The 12,604-nt window shown below is 46.4% G+C and carries 12 protein-coding genes; 8 read left to right on the top strand and 4 right to left on the bottom strand.

Going from position 1 to position 12,604, the window contains the following annotated elements; genetic code table 11:
- The first annotated feature begins 135 nt into the window (after positions 1–135).
- The 6 genes from ACOJS8_RS23750 to ggt all read left to right on the top strand — a co-directional run bounded on the left by ACOJS8_RS23750 (position 136) and on the right by ggt (position 7,584).
- Positions 136–1,140, top strand: a complete 1,005-nt coding sequence (locus ACOJS8_RS23750) for an NAD(P)/FAD-dependent oxidoreductase (RefSeq protein ID WP_420151047.1) — start codon at positions 136–138, stop codon at positions 1,138–1,140.
- Positions 1,141–1,202: 62 nt separating this feature from the next.
- Positions 1,203–1,523: a 2Fe-2S iron-sulfur cluster-binding protein gene (locus ACOJS8_RS23745; protein ID WP_420151046.1), complete on the top strand. Its 321-nt coding sequence runs from the start codon at positions 1,203–1,205 to the stop codon at positions 1,521–1,523.
- 71 nt (positions 1,524–1,594) lie between these two features.
- Positions 1,595–3,250 (top strand): alpha-glucan family phosphorylase, encoded by a 1,656-nt coding sequence (gene glgP, locus ACOJS8_RS23740; protein ID WP_420151045.1) that lies wholly within the window; start codon positions 1,595–1,597, stop codon positions 3,248–3,250.
- A gap of 319 nt (positions 3,251–3,569) precedes the next feature.
- Positions 3,570–4,376 carry a hypothetical protein gene (locus ACOJS8_RS23735; RefSeq protein WP_420151044.1) on the top strand — a complete coding sequence of 269 codons (807 nt, stop codon included), beginning with the start codon at positions 3,570–3,572 and terminating at the stop codon, positions 4,374–4,376.
- A 119-nt stretch (positions 4,377–4,495) separates the two neighbouring features.
- Positions 4,496–5,806 (top strand): gluconate:H+ symporter, encoded by a 1,311-nt coding sequence (locus ACOJS8_RS23730; RefSeq protein ID WP_420151043.1) that lies wholly within the window; start codon positions 4,496–4,498, stop codon positions 5,804–5,806.
- A 35-nt stretch (positions 5,807–5,841) separates the two neighbouring features.
- Positions 5,842–7,584, top strand: a complete 1,743-nt coding sequence (gene ggt, locus ACOJS8_RS23725) for a gamma-glutamyltransferase (RefSeq protein WP_420151042.1) — start codon at positions 5,842–5,844, stop codon at positions 7,582–7,584.
- An 82-nt stretch (positions 7,585–7,666) separates the two neighbouring features.
- On the opposite strand, the gene ACOJS8_RS23720 is transcribed toward ggt, so the two are convergent.
- On the bottom strand, positions 7,667–8,020 hold the full coding sequence (locus ACOJS8_RS23720) for a hypothetical protein (RefSeq protein WP_420151041.1): 354 nt from the start codon (positions 8,018–8,020) through the stop codon (positions 7,667–7,669).
- A gap of 406 nt (positions 8,021–8,426) precedes the next feature.
- On the opposite strand from ACOJS8_RS23720, the gene ACOJS8_RS23715 reads away from it, so the two are divergent.
- Positions 8,427–9,059: a ferritin-like domain-containing protein gene (locus tag ACOJS8_RS23715; RefSeq protein ID WP_420151040.1), complete on the top strand. Its 633-nt coding sequence runs from the start codon at positions 8,427–8,429 to the stop codon at positions 9,057–9,059.
- Between the two features lie 90 nt (positions 9,060–9,149).
- On the opposite strand, the gene ACOJS8_RS23710 is transcribed toward ACOJS8_RS23715, so the two are convergent.
- Positions 9,150–10,013 carry a sugar phosphate isomerase/epimerase family protein gene (locus tag ACOJS8_RS23710; protein WP_420151039.1) on the bottom strand — a complete coding sequence of 288 codons (864 nt, stop codon included), beginning with the start codon at positions 10,011–10,013 and terminating at the stop codon, positions 9,150–9,152.
- A gap of 176 nt (positions 10,014–10,189) precedes the next feature.
- The gene (locus ACOJS8_RS23705) at positions 10,190–11,005 is read right to left on the bottom strand and encodes a DUF6597 domain-containing transcriptional factor (protein WP_420151038.1); all 816 of its coding nucleotides are present in this window, start codon (positions 11,003–11,005) and stop codon (positions 10,190–10,192) included.
- 198 nt (positions 11,006–11,203) lie between these two features.
- Between ACOJS8_RS23705 and ACOJS8_RS23700 the strand changes: the two genes are divergently transcribed.
- Positions 11,204–12,013 carry a hypothetical protein gene (locus ACOJS8_RS23700; protein ID WP_420151037.1) on the top strand — a complete coding sequence of 270 codons (810 nt, stop codon included), beginning with the start codon at positions 11,204–11,206 and terminating at the stop codon, positions 12,011–12,013.
- Positions 12,014–12,103: 90 nt separating this feature from the next.
- Here the strand turns inward: ACOJS8_RS23700 and ACOJS8_RS23695 are convergent, their stop codons facing one another.
- Positions 12,104–12,427 carry a tetratricopeptide repeat protein gene (locus ACOJS8_RS23695; RefSeq protein WP_420151036.1) on the bottom strand — a complete coding sequence of 108 codons (324 nt, stop codon included), beginning with the start codon at positions 12,425–12,427 and terminating at the stop codon, positions 12,104–12,106.
- Positions 12,428–12,604: the final 177 nt, after the last annotated feature.

Genomic DNA, 12,604 nt, shown 5'->3' with positions numbered 1-12,604 from the left:
CCCTCATTCCAATTTATGATAGCCTCTGATAGGGTGTATGCCTCTACCTTTACACCGAACAATCAGCTAGTTGTCTTGTGCTGAACAACAGATTGCAGTATCAGGCCAATGCAGCTACTAGCAACTACACGATAAATGGTAACAACAGATATTTGCATTATTGGCGCGGGTCCGGTAGGCCTGTTTGCCGTTTTTGAAGCCGGTCTATTGAAGATGCGGTGTCATTTAATCGATGCTTTGCCACAGATTGGCGGGCAGCTTTCAGAAATTTATCCACAGAAGCCGATTTATGATATTCCGGGTTATCCGGCGATCAACGCACAGACGCTGGTCGATAACCTGATGGAACAGATTTCCCCCTTCAACCCTGGGTTTACGCTGGGCGAACGCGTTGAAAGCCTTGATCGGCAAAGCGACGGGTCTTATGTAGTTACGACTAACGAAGGAACCGCCGTCCACTGTCAGGTAGTGGTCATTGCAGGTGGGCTTGGTTGTTTTGAACCTCGCAAACCCGATATTATTAATCTGGAGCGTTTTGAAGGGAAGGGTGTCGCTTATATGGTGAAAAATCCCGAACAATTACGTGATCGACGCGTGGTTCTGGCCGGCGGGGGCGACTCCGCCCTTGACTGGACAATCTTCCTGGCCGACGTAGCGCAGGAAGTTACGCTGGTTCACCGCAGCGATACGTTCCGGGGTGCGCCCGACTCTGCCGAAAAAGTATTCCATCTGGCTAATCAGGGACGTGTTAATCTGGTATTGCAATCCAACATTACCAGCATCAATGGCAATGGACATTTGCAGGAAGTGAGTATTACAGCCAAAGATAAAACGGTAACCGTTCTTCCGACTGACCATCTGATTCCGCTTTTTGGCCTAACGCCAAAACTGGGACCCATTGCAGACTGGGGCTTAACAATCGACAAATCAGCGATTTCTGTCAATACGGAAGATTATTCAACCAACGTCGAACGAATTTACGCCATCGGCGACATCAATACGTATCCGGGCAAACTTAAGCTAATTCTGTGTGGCTTTCATGAAGCCGCCCTGATGTGCCAAAGCGCCTTTCGTTACGTCCACCCCAACCAGAAATTAAGTTTCAAATACACAACTGTTAACGGCGTACCGGTTTTTTAAAACAAGTCGTTCATCGCCAATGACCTTTTTGTTCACGGGCGCCCCTTGCGACTCACTTTCCCATGATTCAATTTACTATAGAAGATCGTAACGGCGAGCAACAGCCGATTGAAATACCAGAGGGAATTAATCTGAGCCTGATGGAAGTACTGAAAGCCTCGGAGTATAATATTCTGGCGACCTGCGGAGGTATGGCCCTTTGCGCGACCTGCCACGTGCAGGTATTGAGTGATCCAGAAAGTCTGCCGTCGGCCCAGGATGCTGAACTCGATATGCTGGATACACTGCCAGATGCGGACTCGGATAGTCGGCTAGCCTGCCAGATTCGGGTTGATGAAACCCTGGAGGGAGCTGTTTTTAGAATAAAGGGAGCAGAAAATTAAACAATTTTAAGTAACGCAGTGGTGGTTTGTTAAGGTAATTCATTTACTTGCTTACCTTACCTAAACCGCCTATGATCTCCCAACTTCCTGCGGCCTTCCGTGCCCCCTACTCGATTGATGATCGTTTCAAAAAATCCGTTGTTTATTTTTCGATGGAAATTGCCGCCGATCAAGCCCTTAAAACCTATTCGGGTGGCCTCGGTTTTCTGGCTGGTTCGCACATGAAAAGTGCCTTCGAACTGAATCAGAATCTGATCGGCATTAGCATGTTATGGAAATACGGCTATTATGATCAGGTGCGCAAAACAGACAATGCTATGGATGTACAGTTTCGCGAGAAGCTGTATTTCTTTTTACAGGATACTGGGATTGAGTTTACCGTTGATGTTGCTGGTCGACCTGTCCGGGTTCGCGCTTATTATTTAGACCCCAAGCATTTCCAGACCGTTCCTCTTTTTTTTCTGACGAGCGATATCGACGGCAATGACGGCGCAGCCCGTGCCATTTCATATCGGCTGTATGACAACGATACACGCATGAAAATTGCGCAATGCATGCTGCTAGGCACTGGAGGAGCCAAGCTAATTGATGCACTGGGAGCTACACCCGATGTTTATCATCTTAATGAAGCCCATGCGCTGTCGGCAGCTTTTTATCTGTATCAAAAACTGGGCTCAGCCGATGAGATACGTAAACGCATGGTGTTTACGACGCACACGCCCGAGGAAGCCGGTAACGAAAAGCACGATATTCATTTGCTGAATGAGATGAGTTTTTTTGGCGGAATTCCACTGGACCGCGTCCGGGAAATTACCGGCATTCAGGACCATGTCTTTAACCACTCGCTGGTAGCGTTACGGCTGAGCCGCCTGTCGAACGGTGTTTCCAGGCTACACGGCGAAGTATCCCGGCAGATGTGGGGGCGTTACGAAGGTATTTGCCCGATTACACACGTAACGAATGCCCAAAATCAACGATACTGGACCGACCCGGCTATTGAAGCCGCTCGTTTAGCTGAAGATGCTCAGGCCATTGCCGCTCGAAAAATAGAATTAAAACGCCCGCTCTTCCGCATCGTTGCCGATCAGGTAGGCAAACTCTTTGACCCTAACGTATTGACACTGGTTTGGGCCCGCCGATTCGCTACGTATAAACGACCGGATCTGTTAACGCAGGATATGGAACGGTTCACCCGTTTATTAAATCAGACAAAATATCCGGTACAGATTATCTGGGCTGGAAAGCCGTATCCGATGGATGGGGGCGCTACTGACGTATTTAACCATTTGTATTACCTAAGCCATCTGTTTCCGAACATGGCCGTATTAACCGGTTATGAATTAGCGCTTTCCAAGCTTATAAAAGATGGTGCCGATGGCTGGCTCAACACACCGATTGTCGGGCGGGAAGCATCGGGTACCAGCGGGATGACAGCCGCCATGAACGGGGCCGTAAACATCTCGACCAACGATGGCTGGGTGCGGGAGTTTACCAAACCGGGAGAGAACAGTTTCCTGGTGCCTGAAGCAGAACCACTCCTACCCGACCACGTTCGCGATGAACAGGACCGCGATAATCTCTTCGACTTAATTGAAAACGAAATTCTGCCCATGTATTATGATCGCCCGGCTGACTGGCAAGCGATGGTACTACGTAGCATGAATGATGTAAATGCCTTTTTTGGCGCGAACCGGATGGCAGCAGAGTATTACGAGAAAATTTATTGAAACGACTCGTTTTTCCAGCGGCAAAAGGAAAGCCAGACGACGAAAAGTCACCTGGCTTTTTGTTTCGCTCTGTGTGCAGCCGTACTGTCACGTTTCCGTTTTCTTTACGACTACTTCGAGCGAAATACATACTACTAACTTCAACGGCGTCAGATTGTTTAAAAATCGATTGCTTTTTGTCAATAAAATTTCAGTATGACGAATTGCAACAAAGAACCGCGTTGTAGGTGTCATTAATTTGACCCGTCTGTTACGTATCAATCGATAATTGATACGTAACAGACGGGTCTGAAATCACTCTCTATACGCAACTTAGTTTATGAAGCCACTATTTTCATTACTGTTTTCACTAATGCTTATATCGGCTTGCCGATCTCCTCAGGACACTGTTAACCCGAACGACTCCTCTTCAAACCTTCCCAATCCGGGGCAGGCCAACGTGGTTAAATCGAGTCCAGTTGTACAGATCACAGAATACACCATAAGTGAGAATGGAGAGAAAACCGTTATGCTCAACGGAAAAGAACTGAGAGTGAGCTGGCGGCTTAGGCGAAACTATGATTACGACGCTCAGAAACGCTTAACCCTTCAAAAAACGACGGTCTGGAACAATAGCAGCTGGTGGGAGTCATTGTCTTATCAGTATACGCCGGATCTGGCCGAACGCTATCAGAATTGGGAGAATAAGGATTTTGTAAACGTACTGTTTCTAAACGAGAAAGGATACATAAAAGGAAATCTGGAACCTAACGAATACATCTATAACAACGAAGGATTTCTGACTACTTATCAGGGAAATAACCAGCGGGATACGTATATCGTAAAAGATGGTAATGTTGTCGCAAAAGAAACAGTCTATAATTCTGGCGGTGTTCAGAGCAATACGTATGAATACAATCTAGACAAACCCAATATTCTGTCGCCCCTGACATTTCGAGGAAAACCAAGTCAGAATCTACTGAGCAGACAAACACTGGTTTCCACCAATATTGGTTCTTCAACCAAACAAACTACCGTATTTACACATTACTACAATTTCGATCAGCAGGGCCGGCCAGCCTGGGAGATTGTTGTTGCCGATTCAGAATCTACGCCAAGAAGCATACGCGAATTCATATACCAGTAAGTATACTAAGTAAAGCGCCTACACTACGTAGTGTACGGTCAAATTCTAGCAAGGCCAGACCCAGACAAGTAGATACGTAGCAGAATCCCGTTTGCCGAGTAGATTTGCTTTATTTGGTCATGCCCTTAACCATTACACTACTCGGCATTCTGGCTCTTATTGCGCTTATTTCTGTTGTCCGATTACACACTTTTCTGGCATTTCTGGCCGTATCGATGGGCGTTGGTCTGGCACTGGGTCTGAAACCGTTAGTCATTCTGGAGGCCATCCAGACCGGAATTGGTAGCACGCTGGGTTCCATTACGTCTATTATTGCGCTAGGAGCCATGCTGGGCAAACTGGTAGCACAAAGCGGAGCTGCACAACGTATCGCCGTCAACATGATGGAGTTTGTAGGTACGCGACACGCGCGCTGGGCGTTCATGGTGACTGGATTTCTGGTTGGTTTACCGCTGTTTTATTCGGTTGGGTTCATGCTGTTGGCTCCACTGGTGATTACGGTTGCTTACCGATATAAACTGCCTGCGCTGTATATTGGCTTACCGATGCTGGCATCGCTTTCCGTAACGCAGGGGTATTTGCCTCCCCACCCCGCCCCACTGGCTATTGTAAAACAGTTTAACGCCAACATGGGCCTGACGCTGTTTTATGGTATCATCGTAGCGATTCCAGCCATTCTTATTTCAGGTGCCTTATTTGGGCTGAGCCTGAAAAAATACACAACCTTACCCAATCCGGCATTTATTGCTGCCGATTTGCAGGAAGATCAGATGCCCTCGTCGACTGTAAGTTTCCTGACGGTTTTACTACCCATTCTTCTCATTGGCGTCAGTACGTTGGTCGTGCCCTTCCTGCCTGATGATACGTTCATTCAGCAACTACTGCTCTTTCTGGGCGAGCCGGTTGTCAGTATGTTTTGTGCGGTGTTAGTCGCTACGTTTAGTCTTCAACGCGGAAAATCTCTGTCAGAAGTCACGCATCCTCTAACCGATGCGATTAAAGACGTAGCGCTGCTTTTTCTGATTTTTGGTGGGGCGGGTGCTCTAAAACAAGTGCTAACGGCAGGAGGTGTCAATCAGGCGATTGCCGATATGATGCAAAATTCCGCGCTGCATCCCTACGTATTAGGCTGGGGAATGGCCGCGCTCATTCGCGTAAGCGTAGGTTCATCAACCGTATCCGGCATTACGACAGCGGGTTTTGTCACTCCTTTGTTAACCGTTACGGGCGTTGATCCCAGCCTGATGGTGCTGAGCATTGGTGCAGGCAGTATGATGTTCTCTCATGTCAACGATACAGGGTTTTGGTTATTTCGGGAATATTTTCAGCTTTCAATGACTGATACGCTCAAAACGTGGTCGATTATGGAAACACTGGTTTCCATATCAGGGCTCGCAGGCGTAATGGTCCTGAATTCGATAATAACGTAGTAACAATCCGTCTACTGACGAAAAATAGCAATTTCATGAAATCGCTTATAATCAGCCATTTTTGGGGATTATTTTGTCTGGTTATTTCCTCACTATACGGGCAGACACCCGGCAAAGGCGATCGTCCTAGAGGACTCAGTTTTGCAACACGTAGTCCAGTTTTGGGAAGGCACGGCATGGTGGCAACCAGTCATCCACTCGCCACACAGATAGGCCTGGATATTCTTAAGCAAGGCGGCACCGCTGTCGATGCTGCAATTGCAGCCAACGCAGCACTCGGTGTGGTTGAACCGAATAACGGTGGTATTGGAGGGGATTTGTTTGCCATTATCTGGTCGGCAAAAGAGCATAAGCTGTATGGCTTAAACGCCAGTGGCCGCTCGCCAAAAGGCCTGACATACGATACGTTACGGAAAGTTTTGGAGAAACGAACCCTGCTCCCCCTTTACGGGCCCTTATCGGTTTCGGTGCCTGGTACTGTTGATGGCTGGTTTCAACTCCATCAGCGTTTTGGCAAGTTACCCATGCGTGACTTATTGGCTCCAAGCATCCGCTATGCGCGCGAAGGCGTACCCGTTCCGCAGGTGATTGCTTATTCCTGGCAAGTTGCCTACAATCGACTGGCAGCGGCCGAAACTGAAATCAAAGAATTCGATAATTTTCGAAAAACGTTTCTGATAAATGGTAAAGCGCCCACTGAAGGGCAAATTTTTCGAAATCCGGATTTGGCCACCACGTATTCGGCCATAGCGAAAGGCGGGCGCGATGTGTTTTATAGGGGAGTTATAGCCAACACAATTGACCACTACGCTCGGCGAACGGGTATATACTTACGCAAAGCAGATCTGGCGGCTCAGCTTAGCACATGGATTCAGCCTGTGTCGACCAACTACCGGGGCTACGATGTGCATGAACTGCCGCCCAATGGCCAGGGGATAGCCGTATTGCAGATGCTGAATATTGTCGAAGGATTTGATCTGAAAAAGCTGGGCCACAATAGTGCCGATTATCTGCATGTCTTGGTCGAAGCAAAGAAACTAGCCTTCGAAGACCGGGCTCGCTACTACGCGGATACTGAATTTGCTAAAGATTCGATTACCTGGCTACTAACAAAAGAGTACGCTGCCAGGCGTCGAAAACTGATTGATCTGAAAGCAGCTTCCGAACATCTCGACTCAGGTGAGCCCGCGTTACGCACTGGCGATACAGTCTATCTAACCGTAGCTGACGACCAGGGCAATATCGTATCGCTCATACAAAGCAATATGCTGGAATTTGGCAGTGGAATGGTTCCTGATGGGCTGGGCTTCGTCTTGCACAACCGGGGTACCAGCTTTACTATGCAGCCCAATCATGCCAATAGGTATGCGCCCGGCAAACGCCCATTCACGACCATCATTCCGGGATTTGTTACAAAGAATGGAGAGCCATTTTTAAGTTTCGGCGTAATGGGTGGCGCTATGCAACCCCAGGGTCATCTACAAGTACTCTGCAACATAATTGATTTTGGCATGAATATTCAGGAAGCTGGAGATGCCGCCCGGTTTAGCCATTCAGGAAGTAGCGAACCAACCGGAACACTCATGACCGACGGGGGTCGGTTAGCGCTGGAGAGTGGTATATCCAGCGATGTACGTAACGAGTTGGAAAAACGAGGGCACCATTTGGCTCCAACGGATTTCTTTGGTGGTTATCAGGCAATTCAATGGGATTCCATCAATCGAATTTACTGGGGCGCTACTGAAATGCGTAAAGACGGGCAAGCCGCTGGCTATTAGGCATTAGTCTCACTAGAAAGGGCCAACCAGTTAGCTAACTGGTTGGCCCTTTCTAGTGAGACAGATCTCAGATTGACTGTACTCATCGCGCATTTCGTTCCATACGCCGGCTATATAAATCCGCTTGACGATCAGCACCAAAATCAGATTCTATATACTCACTTGCGCTGGGTTGATGGCTCGTTGCTGATGACTTTATCTCGAAAGCCATTTCCTGTCGTAGGTAATCCGTTGTTTGTTTCAGTCGTGCGGCTTCTTCTACCAGCAGTATCGTTAGGCTTTTGGTATATTCAGCGTCACCTGAGGCTTCAAGCAATTCCTGAAACTGCCCGTTGAACGCACTGTATGGATAAGGCTCCGAACCTTTTTCCACCGAAAGCTGAACCTGCCGGTAGGCCTGTGACACAAAATAAAGAAGTGAATTCCTGTTATCCATGATTTTGTTGTACTTATAAAATCGTTAACTACGTTTTTGGTTTGTAAGTTTTGAATATTATATTGAATATAAAAATTAATTTTTTCCCTCAAAAGACTTAACTATAAATATAGTTAACATATTATTAGCGCATTATTAAAAATACCAAAGATTATTTTATACTATCTGAAACTGTACATTTTAATTTGTGTCTTTTCTCGAAATGCAGTCAGGCTGTAGACTTGTTAAATAGTGGTATATAGTGCTGTACCCAATATACACTGGTCGAAAATCCGCTACGTATTCTCTTGAAAAAGGTATACGCCTTGTTTACGCTAGCTCAGAAAAGCTTTATTAATCAACAGTTGGTACGGATTTAGCGTTACATCTGTAAATAGAGCAGTTTACATCAAATTATTTGAACACCATGTCATCATTAGGAGAAAGAATAGCAAGCTTTTTTAACGGCAGTGATTCGACCGCCGACGAAGGCTTACGCGATCTGTTTATCAGCGAATTGAAAAGCGTTTACTACGTAGAGAAACGAATAGTTAACGCCCTAGGTGAGCAAGCGGAAGCCAGCACAACAAACGAAGTTCGTAATGCCTTTTTAGAGCATCAGGAACAGAGCCGCGACCAGGTCGAACGACTGGAGGAGATCTTTAGAATCATTGGTATGAAAACCGAAGAGCGCCTGTCAGATGCTATCGACGGACTCATCAACGATACCAGAACTATCATTAGCGACACGGAGAATGGCTCTCTGACCCGCGATGCAGCACTTATTATTGCAGCTCAGAAAATTGAGCATTACGAGATTGCGATTTATGGGTCTTTGCTAACGCTGGCTTACGTACTCGACTTTACGCAGTCGGCCGAATTACTGGAAACGTCGTTGCAGGAAGAAAAAGAAACGGACCGTAAGCTAACTGATTTAGCAGAGTCGTTTGTCAATAAACGCTCGAAGGAGGAAGAAGAGCAGCATTCAGGAAGTCATCATACCAGTCGTCATCCTGTTCATAGCCAGGACGTAACCTTAGGCGGCCCATTGGGTGTCTAATACGCAGTTATTCGCTTCATTGATAGTCACTTGTTATAGTTTAAGAGCGCACGCTACGCTTAATAACAAATGACTATCAATGGCTGCTGTTTATTCTTTCAGGCTTTTCAGATACGCAATGCTTTTAGGCATCTGTTCGTACTCTTTATTACTCTCATCTTCAATGTAATAATGCTGGATTCCGGCTTTTTTTGCTAACCGCAGAATCTCTGGAATATTGACTTGGCCTTCCCCCAATACTACGTCATTTTCAGGCGGTGTTCCGCCAGTCAAATCGCCTTTAACACCTTTTTTAAGATCTTTCAGGTGCATTAATTTGAAACGATTACCGTATTTTTTTAAAAGAGCAACCGGATCAGCCCCCCCATGCTGAGCCCAAAGAATATCCATCTCAAACGATACGTAGTTAGGGTCCGTATTCTTGACAATGTAGTCGAACAATGTACCGTTTTCGTAGGGTTGAAATTCGTACCCGTGGTTATGGTAGCAGAACGTAATCCCATTGTCCTTCAATACTTTACCAACTCGGTTGAAATCCTCCACGGCTTTTTTCGCATTATCCAGGTTGAAATTTCCCTTTTGATGTGGAATCCAGGCGACCATCACGTAGGAAGCGCCCAGGGCTTTGGCTTTATTCACAGCGTCCATGGGATCTTTGACAATCTGCTCGTAACCTGCCCCAGTTGCCGAAATTTTAATGCCTCGCTCATCGCACATCTTTTTGAATTCTTCGGGCGTCAATCCCTTGGGTGCCCCTCCTTCCATGTCCGTAATACCGAGCGCTTTGATGGTATCTAACGTAGCGACTACGCTCTTGGGGAAGCTGTTGCGGTAGGTATACGACTCAACGCCAATAGGAAATGTGTAAAGCGGTTTTCCACTTTGAGCAAATCCATCTACTACGTTGAATAAAGACGTGGTGGCTAACCCCAATGCAAAAAAAGTTTTTCTCATGGTTACAGGTTTCTTTTACCCGTAATAAGAACGTATAGCCACTTTTTTTACTTACGCGCTTCCAGTAAGTATAGAAGTTGTTGGGTGCATTTGAGGCTTGAAGTTGATTAGCTCAACGGCGCGCATTACGTTCCTCAGACCCGATTATTATGCCATTACAGGAATGCGATAGCCAATCAGGACAAATAATTCGTCAGTTCAAGATTATCTTTTACGTAAAGCGTTGGCCGCTTACCTGTAAACTGCGTAAACTCCCGAATAAAGTGCGATTGGTCGTAGTAACCACACTTATAAATCAGATCATGCCAGTCGGACACCTGCCAGCGTTGACTGGCGAGCTGAGCGCATAGATAACCTATCCGACGAATGCGGGCGTAGTATTTTGGACTGACCCCTACTTTATACAAAAATTGCCGTTCAAACTGTCGACGACAAACGTAGAGTTCTTCCATCAGTTCGCCTACATTCACATCGCCCTTACGGTCAACAATCAGATTTGCGGTATAATCGGTCCGATCGAACGTATCGTTTTTTTTGAGAAACTGACGATTCAGGAACTGCTCCAGAATCCGAACTCGCTCTATGGGTCCATCAGCTTCAACGATTTGGTCATGCAGTAGTTGCAGTGATTTACCAAGTACATCGACTAAATTGATTCGATCATCGGTAAATTCGTACATCGGCAAACCAAACAGGGAAGCTATTCCGGCGGGCTTGAACACAATTCCAACCATACCAATACGTCCGCTCAACTCCAGCTTATAACTTTGGGTAGCCTGACCGGCTAGAAATGCTGGTGGAGCGTTTAACGATACGTGTTTACTATTTCCTACGCAGTACGTATCGCCGTAGTTAAACACCATCGACGTGAAACTGGTCGGTGGTGATTCAATTTGCATTGGCTGCGTTAGTACTTCCTGCTTTTCCCAGGCAAAGTAACACTCCACAAAAGGCAAGAGATGCGGGGCTGGGGTAAATTTGCGGTAATACATAGTCAGTCAGACGCTACGTTTCTGATTCAATTTGTCAATTATATTTCATAAAACGGTAACAGTGTGTTTGCCTTTTATCCAGCGGTAATGTGAATTAGCCATTGGTACAAAAACAAATTTGCGTCTAACCGAATAGAATTACTTTGGTGATTGACTTTAAAGGAATTAGCTACATTTACTGGCTCAATTTTTCAGACCATGAAGCCTTACTCTACTCCGCAGTCAATTCTTGCCGCTGGTTTGCTGGCTTTCGCAGTAAGCAGTTGCGCACCAACCGTTATGACGTATCGGCTCGAACCTGCCTCCGGCGATATCGCTACGATTGATGGTCGTTCGGTTACGAAAGCCGAGCAGAACGGAGTCGGCGTGGTAGCCTCATTCGAACGCGAAGATTCTGAATTCGTTACGTTGGATGTAGAGGTCAAAAACCGTACAGACCATTCTATCGACATTAATCCGGCCGACTTTCATTTCGCAGCCCTTGGGGCAGCACAGGATACGCTTACCAACTCAGCGAATCCAAATCTGGTTATCGCGGGTTCTGCCGCTGATCCGGCTTATGAAGCAGCCCGAATGACCGTTAAGCGGAAGCAGGAGGAAAAACGGTTAAAGCGTGCTAAGGTATTCAATACGCTTCTGATGGTTGCAGCCGTCGCTTCTGACGTATCTTCGTCGAGCAGAAGTCGCTCTTACAGAGAATATGCAAATAAGCGGGTCGCTCACAGTTTAGCGTATGAGGGCATTGCCATCAAACGCGCCGTAGATTACAGCACGTTTGCCAACCGTATGCAACGCTATGATTACGAGGAGTATCGCTGGCGGGAACTAGCCCTGAAAGCCAATACGTTAGCACCAGGCGAATCTGTACGGGGATTTGTCTACCTTCCAAAGGTAGCTAATGCCAGTTACCTCGCTATTACATACACGCTACCGGAACAGGCCACTGTGCCTTTACTATTTAAACAGGAGCGGGTACAGCAGAAACAAGCTCGCCAACGTCGGCACTAGTTTATTACTAAGGATTCAGCGTTCTATTTTCTGGTTATAATTTCAGAAGGTATGTGGAGCACTGAGGGTAAAGGTGGAACTGGGTTTTTATCACTCTTCATCGTCTTCAAACGCTCGTTGGGCCCGCGTTAGCTCCAGGAGCGTTTTTTCATTGTTTTGCGCTCGTGCCAACGCGATTCCTTTTTCGTATAGCTCAGCAGCCTTACTACGTTCACCAAGATCAGCGTATAGAGCCGCTGCGTGGTAATACGTTGGTAAATAATCTGGGTGATTTACCAAAAGCTGGTCGAAATAACCTTGCGCCTGCTCAGGCTGGTTGATTAAATATTCTATTGCCAATGCATAAACATTGAATGGTTCGTCAGGTTCTTCCTGTACAAATCGAATTAATTGTTGGATGCGTTCGTTATTCATTCAGCAAGAAAAATAGTATGCATGCATACTTTTATGTAAGACAGTTTGTACTTTTGATTCGTAAAAGTAGTTGATCGTTGTTAACCAAAGGTCGATAGCCTGCAGATCGTTTAGTTAAAATAGTAATACGTGCTATCGATTGCTGACTAGTAACGATTGCCCATAAAACCACAAAAC

The sequence above is a fragment of the Spirosoma sp. genome, from assembly GCF_048594605.1.
Classification (GTDB): domain Bacteria; phylum Bacteroidota; class Bacteroidia; order Cytophagales; family Spirosomataceae; genus Spirosoma.
This window is presented reverse-complemented; position numbering and strand designations above follow the sequence as displayed.

Excerpts from the sequence above, each read along its gene's own strand:
- ACOJS8_RS23730 (WP_420151043.1), top strand. The coding sequence starts at position 4,496 with ATGCCCTTAACCATTACACTACTCGGCATTCTGGCTCTTATTGCGCTT.
- ACOJS8_RS23720 (WP_420151041.1), bottom strand. The coding sequence starts at position 8,020 with ATGGATAACAGGAATTCACTTCTTTATTTTGTGTCACAGGCCTACCGG.
- ACOJS8_RS23700 (WP_420151037.1), top strand. The coding sequence starts at position 11,204 with ATGAAGCCTTACTCTACTCCGCAGTCAATTCTTGCCGCTGGTTTGCTG.
- ggt (WP_420151042.1), top strand. The coding sequence starts at position 5,842 with ATGAAATCGCTTATAATCAGCCATTTTTGGGGATTATTTTGTCTGGTT.
- ACOJS8_RS23715 (WP_420151040.1), top strand. The coding sequence starts at position 8,427 with ATGTCATCATTAGGAGAAAGAATAGCAAGCTTTTTTAACGGCAGTGAT.
- glgP (WP_420151045.1), top strand. The coding sequence starts at position 1,595 with ATGATCTCCCAACTTCCTGCGGCCTTCCGTGCCCCCTACTCGATTGAT.
- ACOJS8_RS23745 (WP_420151046.1), top strand. The coding sequence starts at position 1,203 with ATGATTCAATTTACTATAGAAGATCGTAACGGCGAGCAACAGCCGATT.
- ACOJS8_RS23705 (WP_420151038.1), bottom strand. The coding sequence starts at position 11,005 with ATGTATTACCGCAAATTTACCCCAGCCCCGCATCTCTTGCCTTTTGTG.
- ACOJS8_RS23710 (WP_420151039.1), bottom strand. The coding sequence starts at position 10,013 with ATGAGAAAAACTTTTTTTGCATTGGGGTTAGCCACCACGTCTTTATTC.
- ACOJS8_RS23750 (WP_420151047.1), top strand. The coding sequence starts at position 136 with ATGGTAACAACAGATATTTGCATTATTGGCGCGGGTCCGGTAGGCCTG.
- ACOJS8_RS23695 (WP_420151036.1), bottom strand. The coding sequence starts at position 12,427 with ATGAATAACGAACGCATCCAACAATTAATTCGATTTGTACAGGAAGAA.
- ACOJS8_RS23735 (WP_420151044.1), top strand. The coding sequence starts at position 3,570 with ATGAAGCCACTATTTTCATTACTGTTTTCACTAATGCTTATATCGGCT.